This is a genomic window from Streptomyces sp. CA-251247, assembly GCF_050952975.1.
GTDB classification, from domain to species: Bacteria; Actinomycetota; Actinomycetes; order Streptomycetales; family Streptomycetaceae; genus Streptomyces; species Streptomyces achmelvichensis.
In genome coordinates, this window is record NZ_CP191861.1 from 7,499,686 (window position 1) to 7,519,998 (window position 20,313).

The 20,313-nt window shown below is 71.1% G+C and carries 15 protein-coding genes; 3 read left to right on the forward strand and 12 right to left on the reverse strand.

What is annotated here, in order from left to right; genetic code table 11:
- Positions 1-5: 5 nt before the first annotated feature.
- The 7 genes from ACQPWZ_RS33450 to ACQPWZ_RS33480 form a co-directional block, all read right to left on the reverse strand.
- On the reverse strand, positions 6-1,901 hold the full coding sequence (locus ACQPWZ_RS33450; protein WP_433573289.1) for an NADH-quinone oxidoreductase subunit 5 family protein: 1,896 nt from the start codon (positions 1,899-1,901) through the stop codon (positions 6-8).
- On the reverse strand, positions 1,898-2,203 hold the full coding sequence (locus tag ACQPWZ_RS33455) for an NADH-quinone oxidoreductase subunit NuoK (RefSeq protein WP_433573290.1): 306 nt from the start codon (positions 2,201-2,203) through the stop codon (positions 1,898-1,900). The genes ACQPWZ_RS33450 and ACQPWZ_RS33455 overlap by 4 nt, the downstream gene beginning before the upstream one ends.
- Positions 2,200-2,763: an NADH-quinone oxidoreductase subunit J gene (locus tag ACQPWZ_RS33460; protein ID WP_433573291.1), complete on the reverse strand. Its 564-nt coding sequence runs from the start codon at positions 2,761-2,763 to the stop codon at positions 2,200-2,202. Before ACQPWZ_RS33460 ends, ACQPWZ_RS33455 begins: the two co-directional genes overlap by 4 nt.
- Before the next feature lie 19 nt (positions 2,764-2,782).
- A complete protein-coding gene (locus tag ACQPWZ_RS33465; RefSeq protein WP_433573292.1) occupies positions 2,783-3,700 on the reverse strand; it encodes an NADH-quinone oxidoreductase subunit H in 918 nt (305 codons plus the stop codon).
- Positions 3,693-4,994, reverse strand: a complete 1,302-nt coding sequence (locus ACQPWZ_RS33470; protein WP_433573293.1) for a hypothetical protein — start codon at positions 4,992-4,994, stop codon at positions 3,693-3,695. Before ACQPWZ_RS33470 ends, ACQPWZ_RS33465 begins: the two co-directional genes overlap by 8 nt.
- On the reverse strand, positions 4,985-5,344 hold the full coding sequence (locus tag ACQPWZ_RS33475) for an NADH-quinone oxidoreductase subunit A (protein ID WP_356699924.1): 360 nt from the start codon (positions 5,342-5,344) through the stop codon (positions 4,985-4,987). The genes ACQPWZ_RS33470 and ACQPWZ_RS33475 overlap by 10 nt, the downstream gene beginning before the upstream one ends.
- Positions 5,345-5,572: 228 nt before the next feature.
- Positions 5,573-7,831 (reverse strand): heavy metal translocating P-type ATPase, encoded by a 2,259-nt coding sequence (locus tag ACQPWZ_RS33480; RefSeq protein ID WP_340477156.1) that lies wholly within the window; start codon positions 7,829-7,831, stop codon positions 5,573-5,575.
- A gap of 267 nt (positions 7,832-8,098) precedes the next feature.
- On the opposite strand from ACQPWZ_RS33480, the gene ACQPWZ_RS33485 reads away from it, so the two are divergent.
- Positions 8,099-9,076, forward strand: a complete 978-nt coding sequence (locus ACQPWZ_RS33485; protein ID WP_433573294.1) for a hypothetical protein — start codon at positions 8,099-8,101, stop codon at positions 9,074-9,076.
- A 106-nt stretch (positions 9,077-9,182) separates the two neighbouring features.
- Here ACQPWZ_RS33485 and ACQPWZ_RS33490 read toward each other — a convergent pair whose 3' ends face one another.
- Positions 9,183-9,899 (reverse strand): TetR/AcrR family transcriptional regulator, encoded by a 717-nt coding sequence (locus tag ACQPWZ_RS33490; RefSeq protein ID WP_433573295.1) that lies wholly within the window; start codon positions 9,897-9,899, stop codon positions 9,183-9,185.
- Between the two features lie 176 nt (positions 9,900-10,075).
- Between ACQPWZ_RS33490 and ACQPWZ_RS33495 the strand changes: the two genes are divergently transcribed.
- Positions 10,076-11,299 (forward strand): saccharopine dehydrogenase family protein, encoded by a 1,224-nt coding sequence (locus ACQPWZ_RS33495; RefSeq protein WP_433573296.1) that lies wholly within the window; start codon positions 10,076-10,078, stop codon positions 11,297-11,299.
- Positions 11,300-11,387: 88 nt separating this feature from the next.
- On the opposite strand, the gene ACQPWZ_RS33500 is transcribed toward ACQPWZ_RS33495, so the two are convergent.
- The 4 genes from ACQPWZ_RS33500 to ACQPWZ_RS33515 all read right to left on the reverse strand — a co-directional run bounded on the left by ACQPWZ_RS33500 (position 11,388) and on the right by ACQPWZ_RS33515 (position 19,241).
- Positions 11,388-13,439 carry a neutral/alkaline ceramidase gene (locus ACQPWZ_RS33500; RefSeq protein WP_433573297.1) on the reverse strand — a complete coding sequence of 684 codons (2,052 nt, stop codon included), beginning with the start codon at positions 13,437-13,439 and terminating at the stop codon, positions 11,388-11,390.
- A gap of 231 nt (positions 13,440-13,670) precedes the next feature.
- Positions 13,671-13,838, reverse strand: coding sequence for a hypothetical protein (locus ACQPWZ_RS33505; protein WP_356699912.1), 168 nt, complete (start codon positions 13,836-13,838; stop codon positions 13,671-13,673).
- A 126-nt stretch (positions 13,839-13,964) separates the two neighbouring features.
- The gene (locus ACQPWZ_RS33510; protein WP_433573298.1) at positions 13,965-16,358 is read right to left on the reverse strand and encodes an RICIN domain-containing protein; all 2,394 of its coding nucleotides are present in this window, start codon (positions 16,356-16,358) and stop codon (positions 13,965-13,967) included.
- Between the two features lie 144 nt (positions 16,359-16,502).
- Positions 16,503-19,241 carry a PA14 domain-containing protein gene (locus ACQPWZ_RS33515; protein ID WP_433573299.1) on the reverse strand — a complete coding sequence of 913 codons (2,739 nt, stop codon included), beginning with the start codon at positions 19,239-19,241 and terminating at the stop codon, positions 16,503-16,505.
- A 23-nt stretch (positions 19,242-19,264) separates the two neighbouring features.
- Between ACQPWZ_RS33515 and ACQPWZ_RS33520 the strand changes: the two genes are divergently transcribed.
- Complete coding sequence (locus tag ACQPWZ_RS33520) at positions 19,265-20,296, forward strand: LacI family DNA-binding transcriptional regulator (RefSeq protein WP_433573300.1); 1,032 nt, start codon at positions 19,265-19,267, stop codon at positions 20,294-20,296.
- Positions 20,297-20,313: the final 17 nt, after the last annotated feature.

The following is a 20,313-nucleotide window of genomic DNA, read 5'->3' on the forward strand; positions in this document are numbered from 1 at the left end:
GGGACCTACTTCACGAGGACGAACACGACGGCAAGGACGGTGAAGGCCGCGACGGCCTGGGCGAGGTACTGGTGCAGCAGGCCCGTCTGGGGCCGTCGCGCGAGACGGCCCAGCGCACGCCCGGCCGAGGCGACGGCGGACACCGAACCGCCGACCCCCGCCTCCAGCCGCTGATCGGACCAACGGGCCAGGTCCATCGCCCCGCGGCCCGCGCCGCGCACGGCGGCGTCCAGGACACGGTCGTCGAACCGCGCGGCCGTACGGGCGAGGGCGAACACCGGCCGCACCAGCAGCAGATGGGCGGCCTGCTCCAGCTTCAGCCAGCCGCCGAGGAAGCCCGGTGACGCCGATCCGCCGAGGCCCGGTGCCCGGGTGGGACGCGGTTCCTTCCGGGAGGCCCACGCCCAGCCGGCCGACGCCGCGACGACAGCGAGGGCACCGGAGAGCATCCACTCCCACAGGTGCGGGGCGGGCTCGGACCGCCCACCCAGCACCCGGGACACGGCGGCGCGCGCCGGGTCGAACGCCAACGGGCTCAGCAGGGCACAGGCCAGGGCGAGTACGGCCAGAGGCGGCAGTACCCGCCCCGGAACCTGCCGGGTGCCGCGCCCCTCGCTGTCGAGGCCGTGGTCGTCCCTCCGCGTGGGCTGCCAGACGAACCACACCGCTCGGGCGCTGTAGAGGGCGGACACCACCGCGGCCGTCAGCCCCGCCGCGTACAGCCACGGTGAGGTCTCCAGCGCTGCCGCCAGCACCACGTCCTTCGTCGCCCACAGCGACAACGGCGGCAGCCCGGCGAGGGTGCATGCGCCGACGGTGAACAGCACGCCGGCAACCCGGTAACGCCTGGCCGCGCCGCGCAGTCCTGGCAGCGCCTTGGTGCCCAGTGCGGTCAGCCACGCTCCGGCGATGAGGAACAGCAGGCTCTTGGCGGCCGCGTGCGCGATCAGCTGGAGGGTGCCGCCCGTGATCCCGCCGGCTCCGGCGGCCAGCACCATGAAGCCGATCTGGGCACAACTGGAGGCGGCGAGCAGTTGCTTGAGATCGTTCTGTGCCAGAGCGACCAGGCCGAGTGCGATCGCGGTGAGCGCTCCCGTCCACGCGACCACGTGGGTGCCCCAGCCGGACGCCTCCAGCAAGGGGTTCGTACGCAGCAGCAGATAGGCACCGGCGACGACCATGGTGGCGGAGTGCAGCAGGGCGGAGACGGGACTCGGACCGGCCATGGCGCGGGAGAGCCAGAAACTGAACGGAAGTTGGGCGGACTTGCCGAACGCCGCGGCGATCAGCCCGGCGCAGATCAGGGAGCGCCACGGGTCCGCCGCCTTCGCCAGGTCGTCCAGGGCGAGTGTGCCGGTGGGATCGGCGGCGAGTGCGGCGCCGGCGGCGAGGTAGAGACCGAGGTCGGCGGTGCGCGTGGTGAGGAAGGCGGTGTTGGCGGCACGGACGCGTGCGGTGTCGCGCCACCAGTAGCCGATCAGTGCCCAGGAGGTGGCGCCCATGACCTCCCAGCCCATCAGCAGCACCGGCAGGGTGGCGGCGGTGACGGTGACGAGCATGCTTCCGGAGAAGAGCAGCATGAGGCCGAAGAAGCGGGCGCGTGCCTGATCGGGGCCGAACTCGGCCGCACTGAAGGCCAGGACGAGCAAGGTGACGGCCGCGACGGTGACGGCGAGGAGACCGGAGAGCCCGTCGACGGTCAGTTCGGCGGGCAGGCCGGACAGGAAGGGCGCACGGACGGACGGCTGGGTGAAGGCCACGGCCACCGCCGCCCCCGCTGTCACGAGCATGGCGGTCACGGCGATGACGGCGGCGGCCCGGTCGGCACGGCGGCCGGCCACCAGCAGAACGCTTCCCGCGCCCAGGGGCAGGGCGATCAGCGCCCACAGCACGCCGCTCACTCCTTCAGCTCCGCGGCCATGTCGCTCATGTCGACCTGGCGGTGACGGAACAGGGCGGTGACGACCGCGAAACCGATCGCCATCTCCAGCGCCATGGCGGTCACCGCGACGAGGACGACGACCTGTCCGTCCGCACGGCCCGGCGCGATGTAGTACCAGGCACCGGCCGCGGCGACGATGACCGCACCGAGCATCAGCTCCAGTCCCATCATCAGCATGACGATCGACTGCTGCGTCAGAGCGCCGAACAGGCCCGTGCACCACAGGGCCGCGGCCAGCAGCAGGACGGCTTCGAGGCTCACCGGCCCACCCCTCCCCGCACCGGGTCGTCGGAGCGCCGCGCGTCGAGGCCGTCGCCGAGGCGGTCGTAGCGGCCGCGGCGGGTGGCCAGCACCACGCTGGAGACGATCGTCGCGAACAGTGCCATTCCCAGGGTCATCATCGTCAGCATCTGAGGTCCCATCAGGGACAGTCCCAGGTCCATGGTCACGTCCCGCGGCGGTCGTCCCTTGCGCGCGGGCCACGGCGCCAGGAGGATCCCGGCCGCCAGGAGGACGAACAGCGCGGTGCACAGCACCGCGGAGCCCTTGGCGTTGTGCATCATCGTCATCGGCATCAGACCGGCCGGATTCATCATGTACATGATCATGAAGACGGCCATGATGGCCATCTCGATCGTCATCATCAAGGCGATGACGATGCCCAGGTAGTTCAGACCCAGCAGGACGACCACGCCCGCCACGGCGAGCAGCGAGGTCAGCAGTGAGAACGTCGCCCGGGCCATGGAGTCGACGACGAAGACCATCACCCCGGCGGCGACGGCGAGGACGGCCAGGACGAAGAAGACGGCATCACTCACCACGGGCAGGTCCCTTCCACGGTCATCGGCCGAGCACCACCAGCGCCACCACCAGGGCCTGGAGGACGGCCAGCGGTGTCAGCACCACCCAGGCCACTTCCATGTAGCGGTCCATGCGCAGCACGGGCAGACGGCGCCGTGCCCACATCAGTACGGCGAGGACGGCCGCGGTCTTGAGCAGGGTCCAGGCCCAGCCCGGCAGCCACGGCCCGTGGCCGCCGCCGAGGAACAGCGGAACGGCGGCGGCCGCGGCCACCGTGAGCAGCAGTCGGCGCCCGCCGAGGAAGAGCACCCGTTCCACACCGGACAGTTCGGCCGCGGCCCCACCCGCCGCGTCGCTGCCGACGGGCTGGTCGAAAGGGCCCCAGAAGGCCATGGCCAGCGCGCTCGCCAGATAGATGACGAACGCGACCGGCATCCACACCGCGAACCACAGCCCGGCCTGCGCGTCGACGACCGCGCCGACGCGCAGCGACTCCGCTCCGAGGGCGGCGGTCGTGATGGCCAGCATGTGCGGGATCTCGTACGCCAGGCCCTGGGCGAGGAACCGGTAGCCCCCGATCAGCGACAGGGCCGAGTTCGGTCCCCAGCCCGCCAGCCAGACCGCCGCCCAGGCGAGGGCCTCCATCGCGTTGAACCACACGATCCCGTCGGGGAGATCACTCACCGCCGTGAAGCCCAGCGGCACCACGACCCCGGCGAGGACGGCGGCCACCGGCAGAAGTGTCACGCCGACGCGCAGCAGCAGTTGGTCCGAGGCGTTCGTCGTACGGCGCTGCTGCACCAGCAGCCGCAGAACCTCACGCCCGGGCCACCCCGCCCGCCGCGTGCCGCCGGGCCCCGTCCCCAGCGCGGCTTCCGCGGACGCCGCGCACACCGCGGCGAGCACCAGGACGCCGGGCAGGACGAGGACGGACCACACAGAGGTGGTGTCAGTCATGAGTCACCGTCACTGCCGCGGGAGCCTGGGCGAGTTCATCGAGATCGGGGTCGAGACTGGCCACGGTGAGCCGGGCACTCGCGAACTCCGCACCCTCCAGGAGCCGGGGGAGTACGTCGAGAAGGGCCTGTGACGGCGGCAGCGGGCTACCGAGAGCGCCGCGCGGCCCGGTCAGGTCCGAACCGCGAAGGGGTCCGGTCTCCTGGCACATCGCGGCGGCGCGAGCCGCTTCGTCCAGCCACACGTTCAGGCGGTCCCAGACATCCCCGCCGGCCGTCAGCGCCGGGCCCGAGACGCCCGCCGCCGCGGCCGTCCGCGCGTCCAGCACACCCACTCCTTTGGTCAGCCATCGGAGGGTCCGTGAACGGCCGACCCTCCGCACCAAGGGCGAGACCGCCGCCACGACAGCCTTCGCCGGGGCGCCCTCCAGCGCCGTGTCCCGGGCGGCCCGGGCCTGTTGCGCCTGCGCAGGCCAGCCGGCCACCGCCAACAGGCGGCCCACGCTGTCGAGATGGGCCGCACACAGCCGTCGCGCCGCCAGTCCGCGCGGTACGGCCTCACCCGCAGCGGCCCGCAGCCACGGCTCGTCCCAGTACGGCCGCCCCTGGTCGGCCGGGGCGGCGATCTGCTCGACGTGTACGCGCTGCATCACGTCACCCTGGAGGGCGAGACGGAGCACCAGACCCGCGGGCCAGTCCAACAGGGCGGGCCCCAGCGGGACATGGAGCTGATCGAGCCGCAGCCCGTCCCGGTCGTCGGCGCGGTCGGCCATGGGCAGCCCGGAGACCTGCATCGCCATGTCGTGGCCGCCGTGGGCTTCGTGGCCTTCGTGGTCGCCGTGTCCACCGTGACCCTCGTGCGTCGCGTGCGCGCCGCGACGTGCCCCGTGCTCACCGTGCCCCTCTTGGGCGGCGTGCGGCGCGGGCCCGTGCCGGTGGTCCTCGGGCCGCGCACCGGGACGGGGGAGCCGAGGGGTGACGGCCGCCGGGCGCAGCAGCGCGGCCGCGCCCGCGTCGAGGCCGCGCGCGATCTGTTCGGGAGCGACGATGACGATGCGGGCCCGCGGGGCGGGCATCGCGCGCCACAGTCCCTCGCACCAGTCCATCCGCGTGGGTGCGGGACGGCCGACCACGACGAGGAGGTTCGCCGTCGCCGGGCCGGCGGCCAAGGGCCAGCCCCGTGACCGCAGTTCGCGCTCCAGGAGGACCCGGGCCTCCGTCGCGCCCGGGCAGACCGCGGGCAGCACGGCGGGCCGGGCCAGTGCGGCCCGCAGGATCCGCTTCCTCAGGTCCATCGCAGGGCGCCTTCCCGCCATGCGTAGCCGACCGCGGCCAGGAGGATGCCCAGGAAGAGGAACATCTCCACCACGGCGGTGACGCCGACCTCTCCGACGACGAGCGTCCACGGGTACATGAACAGCATCTCCATGTCGAAGGCGAGAAAGATCATCGTCACCGGGTACCAGCGCACATGGAAGCGGGAGAACGGGTGCTCCTGCGGACTCAGGCCTCCGCTGAACGGCATCACGTCCGTGAGCGGTTCCCGCACGACCCGCAGGACACCGCCGATCGCGTACAGGACCGCGACGCCCGCCGAGGCCACCCCCAGCAGCAGGAGCACCGGCAGCCAGTCCGCACCCGCCATCAGTCCGCCCCTCCCGCGCTCGCCTCACCGTTGCCGCGCCGGCGGCGAGCCGGCGCACGGGCCGCCGTGCGCCGGTGCGGACGCAACTCCCCGGAGCACCCCCGGAGGGTCCCGGCAGAGCGCCGAGGCGAACTCTCCGCGGCGCAGGGGCGGTCGGCGCGAGCTTATACGGGCAGGGGGTATGGGGGAGGGAGATCGGGTACGACGGCGATTCCTCGCCGGCCGTCATCACACGGTGGCCCGGAAGCTGCGCAGCCGCAGGCTGTTGCCGACGACGAAGACGGAGGAGAACGCCATCGCCGCGCCCGCGATCATCGGGTTGAGCAGCCCCGCGGCCGCGAGCGGCAGGGCCCCGACGTTGTAGGCGAAGGCCCAGAACAGGTTGGACCTGATGGTGCCGAGTGTCTTGCGGGACAGCCGGATCGCGTCCGCCGCGGCCCGCAGGTCACCTCGTACGAGGGTGAGGTCGCCCGCTTCGATGGCGGCGTCGGTACCGGTGCCCATCGCGAGTCCGAGATCGGCCTGGGCGAGGGCGGCGGCGTCGTTGACGCCGTCGCCGACCATGGCCACGGAACGGCCCTCGGCCTGAAGCTTCTTGACGACGTCGGCCTTGTCCTCGGGCATGACGTCGGCGATCACCTCGTCGATGCCGACCTCGGCCGCGACGGCACGGGCGACTGCGGCGTTGTCGCCGGTGAGCAGGATCGGCGTCAGCCCGAGACCGCGCAGCCGTCGTACGGCTTCGGCGCTGGTGTCCTTGACCGCGTCGGCGACTTCGAGGACCGCGCGTGCCTCCCCGTCCCAGGCGACCGCGATCACCGTCCGCCCGGCGCTCTCGGCGTCGCGGGTGGCGCGGGCGAGTTGTGCGGGCAGCTCGATCGCCCACTGGCGCAGCAGCTTCTCGCGGCCGACCAGGACCGCGTGGCCCTCCACGATGCCCTGGACGCCCAGCCCGGGGATGTTCGCGAAGTCCTCCGGCACCGGCAGGGCGCCGACCCGACCGGCCGCTCCGGCCGCCACGGCGCGGGCGACGGGGTGTTCGGAGGCGTGCTCGAGTGCGCCGGCCAGTCGCAGCACCTCGGTCTCGTCCACGCCCTCGGCGACGTGGACGTCGAGCAGCGTCATCGTGCCGGTGGTCACCGTGCCCGTCTTGTCGAGGACGACGGTGTCGACGGTGCGGGTCGTCTCCAGGACCTCGGGGCCCTTGATGAGGATGCCGAGCTGCGCGCCGCGGCCGGTGCCGACCATGAGCGCGGTCGGTGTGGCCAGCCCCAGGGCGCAGGGGCAGGCGATGATCAGTACGGCGACGGCAGCGGTGAACGCGGCGGTCAGCCCCGCGCCGTTGCCGAGCCAGAACCCGAGCGTGCCGAGCGCGAGGGCGATCACCACGGGGACGAACACCGCCGAGATCTTGTCGGCGAGGCGTTGGGCGGCTGCCTTGCCGTTCTGGGCGTCCTCCACCAACCGGGCCATTCTCGCCAGTTGGGTGTCGGCGCCGACGCGGGTGGCCTGCACGACGAGACGGCCCGAGGTGTTCAGCGTGGCGCCGGTGACGGTGTCGCCGGCGGAGACATCCACGGGGACGGACTCGCCGGTGAGCATCGACGCGTCGATCGCCGAGGAGCCCTCGACGACCGTGCCGTCCGTGGCGATCTTCTCGCCGGGCCGGACGAGGAAACGGTCGCCGACCGCCAGCTCGGAGATGGGGACGGTCTCCTCCCGGCCGCCACGCAGCACGGTGACATCCTTCGCCCCCAGTTCCATCAGCGCCTTCAGGGCGGCACCTGCCGTGCGCTTGGAACGCGCCTCGAAATAGCGGCCGGCGAGGATGAACGCCGTGACGCCCGCCGCCGCTTCGAGGTAGATGTTCCCGGCGCCGTCGCTGCGGCCGATGGTGAGTTCGAAGGGGTGGGTCATCCCCGGTGTGCCGGCGGTGCCGAAGAACAGGGCCCACAGGGACCACAGGAACGCGGCTGAGGTGCCGACCGAGATCAGCGTGTCCATGGTGGCCGCGCCGTGCCGGGCATTGGTGAACGCTGCCCGGTGGAAGGGCCAGGCGGCGTAGGTGACGACGGGGGCGGCGAGGGTGAGGGAGAGCCACTGCCAGTACTCGATCTGCAGTGCGGGGATCATCGCCATCGCGATGACCGGCACAGCGAGCACGACGGCGGTGACCAGTCGCTGCCGCAGTGTCCGCAGCTCGTCGGGTTCCGCCGGCGCGCCGCCGTCGTCACCGGTCACGGGCGTGGTGCGTGGCGGAGCCGGCTCGGTGGCCGTGTATCCGGTGGCCTCGACGGTGGCGATCAGATCGGTGACGTCCAGGTCGCTGTCGTAGACGACCTTGGCCTTCTCGGTGGCGTAGTTGACCGTGGCCCGGACACCGTCCATGCGGTTGAGCTTCTTCTCGATACGGGCCGCGCACGAGGCGCAGGTCATCCCGCCGATGGCGAGTTCGACCTCGGCGGTTTCGGTGACCGTGGTAGTCATCACTGCTCCTCGGACTGATGGGTGCACAGGGCGGGGCGCCGGGCCCGCGGGCCTGTCCGGCAGGGGCGTCGAGTGGCCCGGCGGCGGGACATGGACTCCTCCTGAAGGTGCGACCTGATACCCCTAGGGGGTACCCTGAAGGTCTCCAGGTATACCCCCGCCCGGTATTTTTGGCAAACGGTTCCCCGATCGCTTGCATATACCCCCAAGGGGTATACGCTCGGCGGTGGCAGCCCCAGCCGGGGGCTCCCCGCAGGAAGGACCGTCATGAATACCGTCGCGAAGATCGCTGGGTTCGGCGCCGCCCTCGTGGCCTCCTTCGGAGCCGCCTACGGCCTCGGCAACGCCGTCGGTCCCCTCACCGCCGAACCCGAGCCCGCCGCTCACTCCCGCCACAGTGGGGACGCCTCCCCGGACCCCGGCGGCGGCTCGGCCGGCACCGCGGCGGGAGGACTCCAGATCTCCGAAGCGGGCTACACCCTCGACCTGAAGACGGCAGGCGTGCGTGCCGGGGAGAAGGAACAACTCCGCTTCGCCATCCGCGACCGGCAGGGCCGTCAGGTCACCGCCTTCCAGCGGGAGCACGACAAGGAACTGCACCTGATCCTCGCCTCACGCGACCTGGCCACCTACCAGCACCTGCACCCGTCGCGGGCCGCCGACGGCACGTGGTCCACCCCGGTCACCCTCCCCGCCGCGGGCTCCTACCGTGTGTTCGCCGACTTCACCCCCGGTGTGAAGGGCGCGAAGAACCTCACCCTCGGCGCCGATCTGCCGGTCGCCGGTCCCTTCAAGGCCGCGGAGATGCCGGGGCCTTCGCGCACGGCGACCGTCGACGGCTACACCGTCACCCTGGGCGGCACCCTCCGGCCCGGCAAGGCCGGCCGGCTCACCCTGAACGTCGCACGGGACGGCCGGCCGGTCACCGACCTCCAGCCCTACCTCGGCGCCTACGGCCACCTCGTCGCCCTGCGCTCCGGAGACCTCGCCTATCTCCACGTCCACCCGAACGGCGAGCCCGGCGACGGCAGGACCCGGCCCGGACCGGGCATCTCGTTCACCGCCACCGCTCCCAGCTCGGGCACCTACCGCCTCTTCCTCGACTTCCGGCACGACGGCATCGTCCGTACCGCGGCCTTCACGGTCGAGGCCGGGGCGGACGGGGGCACCGCACCACAGGAACCCTCACCGGCCGAGACGGACGGTCACGCCGGCACTGGTGGGACCGGCGGGCACGGGCACTGAGCCGGCACCTGCGCAGGGCGTCGAGGAGCGCCGGCGTCTTTGGCCCCGGCCGCGCACGGCCGGGACCGGGCACGCCGTATCCCCTTGCGTGTTCACTGCGTGCGCATCAGGAGCCCGGGAATCCGGCACGACCCAGCTGGGCCGCCGCGCTGTCGAGCAGCATCTCCAGGGCGGCGGGGTAGGCGCTGTCGTTCATCCGGGCGACGAGCAGGTGCGCGGTGGCAGCGATATGGGGATGCGTGGCGGCGGGCAGCCGCGCATATGTCGCCTGCCAGACCTCCTCGTCCGATTCCCGGGCGGCCGCCGGCAGCGCCAGTGAGGCCGCGTCGAGTGCCGAGAACGCCAGGGCCTGGTCGATGAACGCGTGATAGATCCGCACGGCCCCGGCGTCCGGGAAACCGGCCGTCCGCAGCACCCCCAGGATCGTCTCGTCGGCCGCCACCTCGTGGGCCCTGCCGCTGACCCGGCTCGCGGTCAGCACCGCGGCCTGCGGATGTCCGAGATACGCGGCGTGGATCCGCAGCCCCAGGTCCCGCAGGTCCGAGCGCCAGTCCCCGGTGGCTTTCCAGCCCGCAACGGCCCGCCCCACGAGTACGTCCCCGATGGCCAGGGTCAGATCGTCGATGCCGCGGAAGTACCGGTACAGCGTGCTCGGATCCGCGCCGAGTGCGGTCCCCAGGCGGCGGACGGTGAGCCCCGCGCTGCCGTGCTCCCGCAGCATGCGCAGCGCCGTCTCGATGATCACCTGCTCGGACAGCACCGCGCCGTTCTTCGTCGGACGGCGCCGTCGCCGGGCCTCTTCCGGCACGACGGGCTTGGCCACAGCGCGCTCCTTCGCCACGAGCCGGCCACGGCTCACGAAACGGCCGCGTCCTGGCGTGTCGACCTTATGCCAACACCATTGACGTGAATAGTGGCGCACGCGTTGGATCGAATGAAGACAGGCGCCGCAATCTGAAGCAGCGCCGTGCAGGCTGTGCCTGGAAACGGAGATCTGCCATGCGTGTACTGCTCGTGGGGGCCGGCGGGGTCGGTACCGCCATCACCCGGATCGCGGCCCGCCGCTCCTTCTTCGACCACATGGTCGTCGCCGACTACGACCTCGCGCGGGCCGAGTCCGCCGTCGCGGCCCTCGCACCCGACCACCGCTTCAGTGCCGAGCGGATCGACGCGAGCGACGAGGCCGCCGTCGCCGCCCTGCTCCGGCGCGAGAACTGCGACGTGCTGCTCAACGCCACCGATCCGCGTTTCGTCATGCCGCTCTTCCAGGCGGCCCTCTCCGCCGGGGCGAACTACCTGGACATGGCCATGTCCCTGTCCCGCCCGCACCCGGAGCGCCCGCACGAGCTGTGCGGGGTCAAGCTCGGCGACAGCCAGTTCGAGCGCGCCGAGGACTGGGAGAAGGCGGGCGCCCTCGCCCTGGTCGGCATCGGCGTCGAGCCCGGCCTGTCCGATGTGTTCGCCCGGCACGCCGCCGACGAACTCTTCGACGAGATCGAGGAGATCGGCATCCGCGACGGAGCCAACCTCACCGTCGACGGCTACGACTTCGCCCCGTCGTTCAGCATCTGGACGACCATCGAGGAGTGCCTCAACCCGCCGGTCGTCTGGGAGGCCGACCGTGGCTGGTTCACCACCGCCCCCTTCAGCGAGCCCGAGGTCTTCGACTTCCCCGAGGGCATCGGTCCGGTGGAGTGTGTGAACGTCGAGCACGAAGAGGTGCTGCTGGTGCCGCGCTGGGTCGAGGCGCGCCGCGTCACCTTCAAGTACGGCCTCGGTGAGGACTTCATCCGAACCCTGCAGACGCTGCACCTGGTGGGTCTCGACCGGACCGACCCCGTGCCGGTGCCCGCGGCGGACGGATCGGGGACCGTTCAGGTCTCCCCGCGGGACGTGGTCGCCGCGTGTCTGCCCGACCCGGCGACGCTGGGGGAGCGGATGCACGGCAAGACCTGCGCCGGCACCTGGATCAAGGGCACCAAGGACGGCCGCCCGCGCGAGGTCTACCTGTACCACGTGGTCGACAACCAGTGGTCCATGCGGGAGTACGGCTCACAGGCGGTCGTGTGGCAGACCGCGATCAACCCCGTGGTCGCCCTCGAACTGCTCGCGTCCGGTACCTGGTCGGGCAGCGGGATCCTCGGCCCCGAGGCGCTGCCGGCCAGGCCCTTCCTCGATCTGCTGACGGAGTACGGCTCGCCGTGGGGCATGCGGGAGCAGTGACCGGACGGTGCCGGTGTGCGGGCCGCTCACATGCACGGCCCGCACACCGCCCGGTTCGAGGCGTCAGTACACCGCCCCGCTCAGGACGTCAGCCCACCGTGAAGGTGGGCGACACCCCGGTGAAGGGTGTGATTTTGCCGAGCAGGTTCTTCGAGTCGCCGAAGTGCACGATGCGGTACGTGCCGGGCGCGGCGCCCGCACCGATGGACCAGGTGATCGTGGCCTTCGACGTGCCGGTCAGACCGTTGATCCGCGTCCAGCGGTACTTCGTCTCCCAGTCGCCGTCGTCCAGGGTGCGCACCCACTGCCCGTTGACGAGCCGCTGCACCTCCAGGAAGGTGCCGCCCCGCCGCAGGTTGTTCTTCGGATGCCCGGTGGCGAAGTCGACGGTCACCGTCTGACCCCGGGTGTACGACGCGGCAGGCGCGGTGAGGACCGACCCGAACGAGCTGTTCGGCGGCGGGTTGTCGTACACGACGCCCGTCTGGAAGTTGAACTGCCGGGCCGACTCGTCCGGCGGCGCCGTGCCGCGGTCCAGCGGGGTGCCCGCGCGCAGGGACGCCGCGACCCGGGCGAACTCCTGCTGGTAGGCGGGCAGGGTGTAGCGCCCGTACAACGTGGAGCCGCCCTCGTACTGCTGGGCGTCGTACTCCTCCGGCGTCGTCACGTACTGGCTGTAGGCGTTGGCGTACCCCTGAAGCAGAACTCGGTCGAGCGGTACACCGAGCTGCGCGGCGACGGTGCGGCGGACGCGCAGACCGGACGTGATGGTGAACTCGCCCGGGCCCGCGACGAGGTAGAGCTCGCCGATCTTCATGATCTGCAGCGGCAGGATCTTCGGTGTGACCGGGTGGACGTTGCTCAGCAGTCCGGTCGGGACCAGACTCGCCTTCGGGTACTGGCAGGTCGCGAGCCACGACGGCGTGTCGATGTGCAGCGCGTCGATGATGGCGGCGACCGGGGTCCGCATGCCCTCGGTGAAGCCGGGGATCGCCGGACCGTCCTCGACACTGCCGGCGAGCGTGGACGCCCCGACGACGGCCGGGCAGGTGCGGTGCTCCTGCTGGTCCGGGGTGTAGGCGCCGCTCACGGCGACGTTCTCCATGTCGACGTAGGTCAGCCGCGAGTCGACACCGCCGGTGACCGGCTTGGCGTTCCGGTAGACCTCGCTGGCCTTGTCGAACTGGCGCTCACCCAGAATGCGGGTGTTCTCGAACTCGTCCTCGGTGGGCCCCGAGCCGGGCTTCAGATTGAGGTTCGGCGACATGTCGCCGGCGTTCGTGTTGGGGAACGCGGCGACGAACCCCGGGGAGTTGTCGAGGTAGCGGACGCCCTCGTGGTCGTGCTCCCAGGTGTAGGCGGCGTACCCCTTGTTGTCCGGGCTGATGAGCGTGTTCTTGTTGGTGATCGACGTGTTGTGGGTGGCGAACCAGCTGATCGCGCCCGCGTCCTTGTCGCCCTGCCGGAAGCGCAGCACGGTCATGGCCGGGTCGATGCCGCCGGGGAAGGCGGCCCGGTCGGAGGCGGGGTTGCGGTCGAAAGCGGTACGGGAGCGGTTCACACTGGCATTGGTGAGGGTGCCGGTGCCCAGACTGATCGTGCCCGGCTTCAGATCGTCGTGCGCCTTGGCGACCGAATCGACGATGCCGTCGACGATGGCCCGGTAGGTGCCGCTCTGGAAGCCGAGGACGGAGAGGTTGTACGCGACGTGGTGGGAGTAGCCGCCGGGTCCGGAGTGCGTGTGGGTGGCCGAGAGGAGCACGTTCTCGTCGCCGTACAGGCTCCCGTAGCGCTCCTTGAGGCGGGCTATGACGCCCTGTTGCACGGACTGGAAGATCATCGCGAGATCGGCGTTGACATACACGACGCGTTTGCCGCTCGCCCGGTCCACGACGACGAACGCGCGGGACCGCTGCCGCTGATGGATGCCGGACGTCTTCTGGTCGAAACTCGAATAGCCCATCATCCCGGTCTCGGCGGCCTCGCCGGTGACGTCGGAGATGCCGCGGCCGACGAGGTATTCCCCGTCGAGAGCGGCACCCGAGGCGGGCGAGGGGGCGCCGAGAGTGACCGCTCCCAGGGTCGCGGCGAGTGCCACGATCGGGAGTTTGCGTCGGGAGCGGCGGGGGGTGGGGGGCATGGAACCTCCTGGGGCGGGAGAAAACCTGTCGCCCGGTCCCGGTCGGCGGCTCACCGGCCTGTGGTGGTCCCGGAGCGGTGCCCCGACGGTAGAGGGGTGTGAGCTGCGTCGCATAGATCTCTACCAGCCAGTAAGAGCATTCCGCGGCACCGGCGCCCGACCCGTGAGGGGATATCCGCCTCTATGCGGGGCTCCACCCCTCTTGCTCCGCGCGTTGCGGCGCGGAGCCCGTCACTCGTTCGCGAGCAGGTCCTCGGCGCCGTCGAGCGAACCGTCCGCGACGATCGGGGCGGAGACCGGGAGGCCCAACGGGCCTTCCTGCGTGTCGGCGTGGGCCTGGGGCGACGGGGTGAGCAGGGATGCCACGACACCGGTGACAAGGGAGGCAACAGCGGCCATGCTTCGCTTCTTCATGACGTGGTCAACGTCCGACGACCCCCGACGTCACGGTTTTGGTGGCGAACTCGGCCGTGCGCTCGAACCCGGCGGCCGGTTCGAGCGCCTCGCCGTCGGCCCCGCGCGGGGTCAGACGAACCTCCACAGGTGGTCCGCCGTCCCGTTGTCGGCGAACTGCACCACCTGCGCGCTGTCGGCCGTCGACATCCGGTCGACGCCCAGCACCTTGCCGCTGTGGCGGTTGCGGATGCGGTACCACCCGTCTCCGTTGTCCACCAGGGTCCACAGGTGGTCCGCGGTGCCGTTGTCCTCGTACTGGACGACCGTGGCACTGTCGGCCGTCGACATCCCGTCCACGCCGAGGACCTTTCCGCTGTGGCCGTTGCGTACGAGGAACCAGCCGTCGCCCCGGTCGACGAGCTGCCACGCGTGGTCGCCGGTGCCGGTGTTGGCGAACTGGACCACCCGCGCACTGTTCTCGGTGGACATGCCGTCGACCGCGAGGACCTTGCCGCTGTGCTGGTTGACGACGCGCCGGAACGGCGGTTCGGGGCTCCACGCATGACCGTCCGCCGCCGTGGTGGGGAAGGACGTGATGCGCAGTCTCGCGGCGCCCATCGGGACGAGCGTGACCGTCTCGGCGGGTGCGGTGGAGCGTGCCGGGCTCCGCTGGAGCGGTGCGACGACATGTTCGTCGTCGGCGATCCATTCCTCGATCCGGCGGGCGCGTGCCGTGATGCTGACCGGACTGGTGGCGTGGGTGAAGGGGTTGGCCGCGAGCGGGCGCCCCGAGCGGTGGAAGACCGGTGAAACGGTCGTGTCCAGGCCGTAGTTCCAGGGTGTGGTGGCGTGCACCTCGTACTCGGGGAAGCTGTCGGTCCCCGCGTAGCGCACATACTCCTCGCCGATCCGCAGGGAGTAGGTCAGCGGTCCGTGGCTGACACTCACCGCACCATGATCGGCTGACCACGTCCGCACCGCCGTCCGCTGGGGGAGGCGCAGTGTCACCACGTCGCCGTCCGACCAGGTGCGCCGGATCTCCGCGAACGCGGGCCCGGCCGGGGCACCGACCACTCGGCCGTTCACCCGCAGGACGGGGTTGCGGCACCAGCCGGGGATGCGCAGGCGGATCGGGAAGGACGCCCGCTCCGGGACGGCCAGGGTCAGGGTGACGGTCTCGCCGAAGGGGTAGTCGGTGGTCTCGGCGACGGTCACGGTGGTGCCGTCGGCCACCACCGCGCGTACCTCGCACGGCGCGTACATCGCGGCCGCCAGGCCCTTGTCGGGTGTGGCCAGCCACAGTTCCTCGGCGAAATACGGCCAGCCCATGCCGTAGTTGTGCGGGCAGCAGCGGTACTGGTCGATGCCCGGCTGGAACGACAGCATGGCGAAGCCGTTCTGGAACTGGCCCTGCGTCTTGCGCGCGTTGTCGAGGTCGACGCTGTTGGCGCTCGTGATGTAGTGGACGCCGGTGCCCTGCGGGTCGAGCGAGGCGGGCAGCAGATTGAACGCCAGGTCCTCGCAACGGTCGGCCCACACGGGGTCTCCGGTGATGCGGGTGAGCAGCTCATGGCTCGCCATGAACTCCACGATGCCGCAGGTCTCGAACCCCTGGCGGGGATCGCCGAAGCCGGGCCGGTGGTTCTCGTCGCCGGCGATGCCGCCGCCGGGGAACCGGCCGTACTCGCCGAGAACTCGCTCGTAGGTGCGGTAGGCGGCCCGGGTCAGAGCCGGATCACCGGTGAACTGCGCGTACTGGGCCGGCTCCCGGAACCCCTGGGCGATGTTGACGTTGTGCGGTGTCGGGACCGTGTCGGTCCAGTTCGCGCCGTGGGTGTGCATCTTCGCGGCGAGGTCGATCAGGAAGGCCTCGTTCGTACGGCGGTAGAGCCACAGCGCGATGTCGAGACCGTCGCCCCAGCGGTAGGAGATCCAGCTGGTGTTGAAGGCGCCGGGACCCTGGATGTTCATGTAGCGCAGGAAGCGGGTCAGGAACGGGACGACGCGGGCGTCGTGCGTGTGCTCCTCCCACGTCCGCAGCGCCATGAGCAGGGGAAGGAAGGGCCAGAAGTCGGGACCGCCGTTCAGTGCGGTGCGCAGCGCGCGCGGACCGAAGAAGCCGTCGCTCTGCTGGGTGGCGAGGACGGCGTCGATCCATCGGCGGGCCTTGGCCAGGGCCGCCCGGTCCCCGGTGGCGACGGCGAGGGGTACGTAGCCGCGGAGCCAGTACGGGACCTCTTCCCAGCCGCCCCGCTCCGGGTGAACCCAGCCGCTGGTGTCGAAGTCGAGGAAATGGGATCGCTCGTCGAGCCGGCCGGCGAGCCCGTGGAGCTGGAGTCGTAACTGCTCGGCGAGCCATCCGCGCGCCCGGATGCTGCCGGGCGGAAGCCGGTGGAAGGCGTCGGGCGTGGGCCCGGCGGTGTACGGGGCGGCCGCGGCGCCGATGGCGAGAGGTCCGGAGAGCGCGGTGGCGCCGGCGGTCAGAGCGCCTGCCCGCAGGAAGTGGCGTCGGTCGAGGGGCATGAGAGTGCTCCTGCCGGTGGGGTGTCGAGGGATGGCGGCCGTGCGGGCCGGTGAGCATCGGGGAGCGGCCGTGCGGCCCGGTGCCGAAGGATGGGGCCGGGCGGTCCGCCCACCTCGTCAGGAGAGGTGGGCGGACCGCTCGGATCAGGGGTTGGTGCAGGTGAGCGTGCCGTTCTCGGCGCCCTTGATCAGCGCCTCGTGCGCCGCCTTGAGGCGGCCGACATCGGACTTGACCACCTTGCGGTCGTAGGTGATCAGACCGTTCAACTCGCCCTCCACATCGGTGATCTGGGTGTAGACCGCGCCGTTGCCGCCCTTGCACGCGGCGAGTTGGCCGACCTCGTTCAGCCGGTCGATGTACACGTCGGTGTACTGGTCCTTCTCGACACCGACATAGGTGTGCTGGACCGGGAAGGAGTGTCCCGGCACGGCGAGGCCGAGACCGCCGTATTCGCCGCTGACCAGGGCCCGTTTTCCGTCGGGAGCGGGCAGCAGCGCGCTGGGATAGCCGTGCGAGTCGGCGATGTCCCCGTTGCCGCCGTCGACCGCGCCGCAGCAGTTGACCCCGCTCATGTTGTTGACGAGCCGGGTCGGATCGAGCGACTTGGCGTAGTCGGCGATCCTGGCCTGGTCGTACTGGCCCCAGCCCTCGTTGAACGTGACCCACATGATCACCGAGGGATGGCTGTCGTGCTGCTCGATCATCCGCTTCAGTTCCAGCTCGAACTGGGTACGGGCGGCCCCCTGCGGGGTCCTCGGCATGGACGGCATGTCCTGCCACACCAGCAGACCCAGCTTGTCGGCCCAGTAGAACCAGCGGTCGGGTTCGACCTTGATGTGCTTGCGGACCGAGTTGTAGCCCATCGCCTTGTGCATCTTCAGGTCGTACGCGAGCGCCTGGTCCGTCGGCGCGGTGTGCAGGCCGTCCGGCCAGAAGCCCTGGTCGAGGGTGGCCATGGAGTAGACGGGCTTGCCGTTGAGCAGGGTGCGCTGTTTGCCGTCGACGGTCTTGACCTCGACGCTGCGCATGCCGAAGTAGCTGCCGACGCGGTCCCTGCCGACGGACACCTCGAGCCGGTACAGATGCGGATCGTCCGGCGACCACAGGTGCGGGTCGGGCACCGGGACGGTGAGCGGCTTTCCGGTGGTGCCCCGGGCCCTGCCCACTTCGCGGCGGCCGTCGTAGGCGACCGCGGTGACCGGTACGCCGGCCCTGGTGCCGCGTACCTCGACGGCGACCTTCTCGCCCGTCACATCGGGTGTGGTCTTCACGTCCGTCGCGCGGTCGGCGGCGACCGGCTCCATCCACACGGTCTGCCAGATGCCCGAGGAGGAGGTGTAGAAGATGCCGCTCGGGTCGAGCCGCTGCTTGCCCATCGGCGGGTTCTCGCCGCCCGCCGCGTCCGTCGGGTCGTAGACGCCGACGATCAGCTCCTGCGGACCACGCCCCTTGAGCGCGTCGGTGACATCCACGCTGAAGCGGTCGTAGCCGCCCTTGTGGTCGGCGAGCTTCTTGCCGTTGACGTACACGGTGGTCTGCCAGTCGACCGCGTCGAAGTTGAGCTGCAGACGCTTGCCGTCACCGACCTGCCAGGTGTGCGGCACGGTGAAGGTGCGGCGGTACCACATGCGGTCCTCGTGCCGCTGGATGCCCGAGAGCTGGGACTCCACCGGGTACGGCACCAGGATGCGTTCGCGCAGCTGCTTCCCGAACGGCGGCAGCTCACCGGCCTCCGCGCCCGCGAACTGCCACCGGCCGTTGAGGTTCTGCCAGTCCTTGCGGGTCATCCGCGGTCGCGGGTACTCGGGAAGCGCGTTGTCCGGCCCCACCTGCGCAGCCCACGGCGTTCTCAAGCGGTACGTCGAGTTGATCGGACCGCTCGTCCAGAACGCGGTGACCGCCTTGCCGTCCGCGCGGGTGAGGCCACCCTGGCCGTCGTAGCGGACATCGGCGGACCCGCCGTGACCGCCGACCACCGGCTCGTCCAGCGGCACGATCAGCCGCTTCGGGTCGGCCGCGTCGAGCCGGGCCGCACCCCGCGGCCACTCGGTGCCGCCGATCTCGATGTCCAGATGCTCGTCGAGACCGGCCGGGGGAGCGGCGAGGGGCTCGGCGAAGTCGAGGGTGAGGGCGCGGCCGGTCTTCTCGACGGCCACCGCGGTCGGGCCGTCGTAGTCGAAGCCGTCGGGCAGGGTGAACGCGGACTGGGGCACGGCCTTCTTCTCATCCCCCGGAGGCGTCCAGCGCAGGTGGAGGTTGGAGCCGCCGAAGTGCTCGAAGTACTCCACCTTGATGTCGTAGGCGCGGCCGGCGTCCAGCGCGACGGGCCGGGAGTTCTGCTCGCGGTCCCAGTCGTCGACCCAGTGGTCGATGACGAGCGAGCCGTCGATCCAGAGCCGGAATCCGTTGTCACCGGTGATCGAGAAGACATGATCGCCGGTCTTCTCCGGTGTGATCCGGCCGGTCCAGCGGACGCTGGCGTCGTCGGCCTGGCCGGTGCGGGCGCGCAGTCGTGGTTCGAGGTCGTTGAAGTCCAGCGACGGATCGACGGCCGTGGTCTTCAGGGTGCCGAAGTCGAAGGCGCCGGGGGCGGACTGGAGGAAGTAGTCGCCTTTCAGACCGTGTGCGGCCGCGGGCTCCGCGGCCTCGTTCTGAGCGACGGCCGGACCGGTCGTGGTGAGCAGAAGGGCGAGTACGGAGAGGAGGGCGACGGCCCAGCCGTGCAGGCTGCGCCATGGACGAGGGGAGAGTGATCGCACGGAACCTCCGGGAAACGGAGAAGCGGGTGCTGGCTCTGCCGGTTGTCCCCACCATCTTGTATAACGTTGGAAACAAGGGCAGTTGGCATGACAGCACGCCTCCTGCGCCCTGTCCAGGTGCATGACAAGCGGGATGGGAGTGTCGGGTGAGGGTGAGCCTCAAGGACGTCGCCGAGCGGGCCGGTGTGTCGATCAAGACCGTCTCGAACGTCGTGAACAACTATCCGCACGTCACACCGGCCATGCGCACCCGGGTGCAGCAGGCCATCGACGAACTCGGTTATCGCCCCAACCTCACCGCCCGCCACCTGCGCAAAGGCCGTACGGGCATCATCGCGCTGGCCGTCCCCGAGCTGGGCAACCCGTACTTCGCCGAACTCGCCGGAGCGGTCATCGACGCGGCAGCGGAACACGACTACACGGTGCTCCTCGATCACACCGGGGGCAGTCGGGAGCAGGAGATCCTCGTCTGCCAGGGCTTCAGGTCCCGGGTGATCGACGGGCTGATCCTGAGCCCTCTCGAACTGGAGACGGAGGACCTCGCCGCGCGGGCGGACGACATCCCCATGGTGCTGCTCGGCGAGCGGCGCTACGACCTGCCGTACGACCACATCGCCATCGACAACATCGCCGCGGCGCGGGCCGCCGTGCGCCATCTGCTCGACCTCGGGCGCCGTCGTATCGCCTTCCTCGGCGCCCGCCAGGACCGTGTCCATCAGCCCGCTCACCTGCGTCATCTCGGCTGGCAGGCGGAGCTGGCCGCCCAGGGGGTGCCGATCGACGAGGCGCTGGTGGTGCACAGCCGGGGCTGGGGCCGCGAGGACGGCGCCGTCGCCATGGCGCAGCTGCTCGACTCGGGGGTGGTGCCGGACGCGGTCTTCGCGTACAACGACCTGGTCGCCGTGGGGGCGATGCGGGTGATGTACGAACGCGGGCTGCGGGTGCCCGAGGACATCGCCGTCGTCGGCTTCGACGATGTGACCGAATCCCGTTTCGGAGCAGTGTCGTTGACCACGATCGCGCCGGACAAGCAGGCGATCGCGCGCCTTGCTGTCGAGTCCCTGGCGAGCCGGCTCGACCGGGACCAGGACGGCGCCGTGACGCGGACCCCGCGCGAACTCCAGCCGGGGTTCACCCTGGTGGAACGCGAGAGCACGCTGGGTCGCACCGCTGTCTGACGCCTCGTCAACTCCGT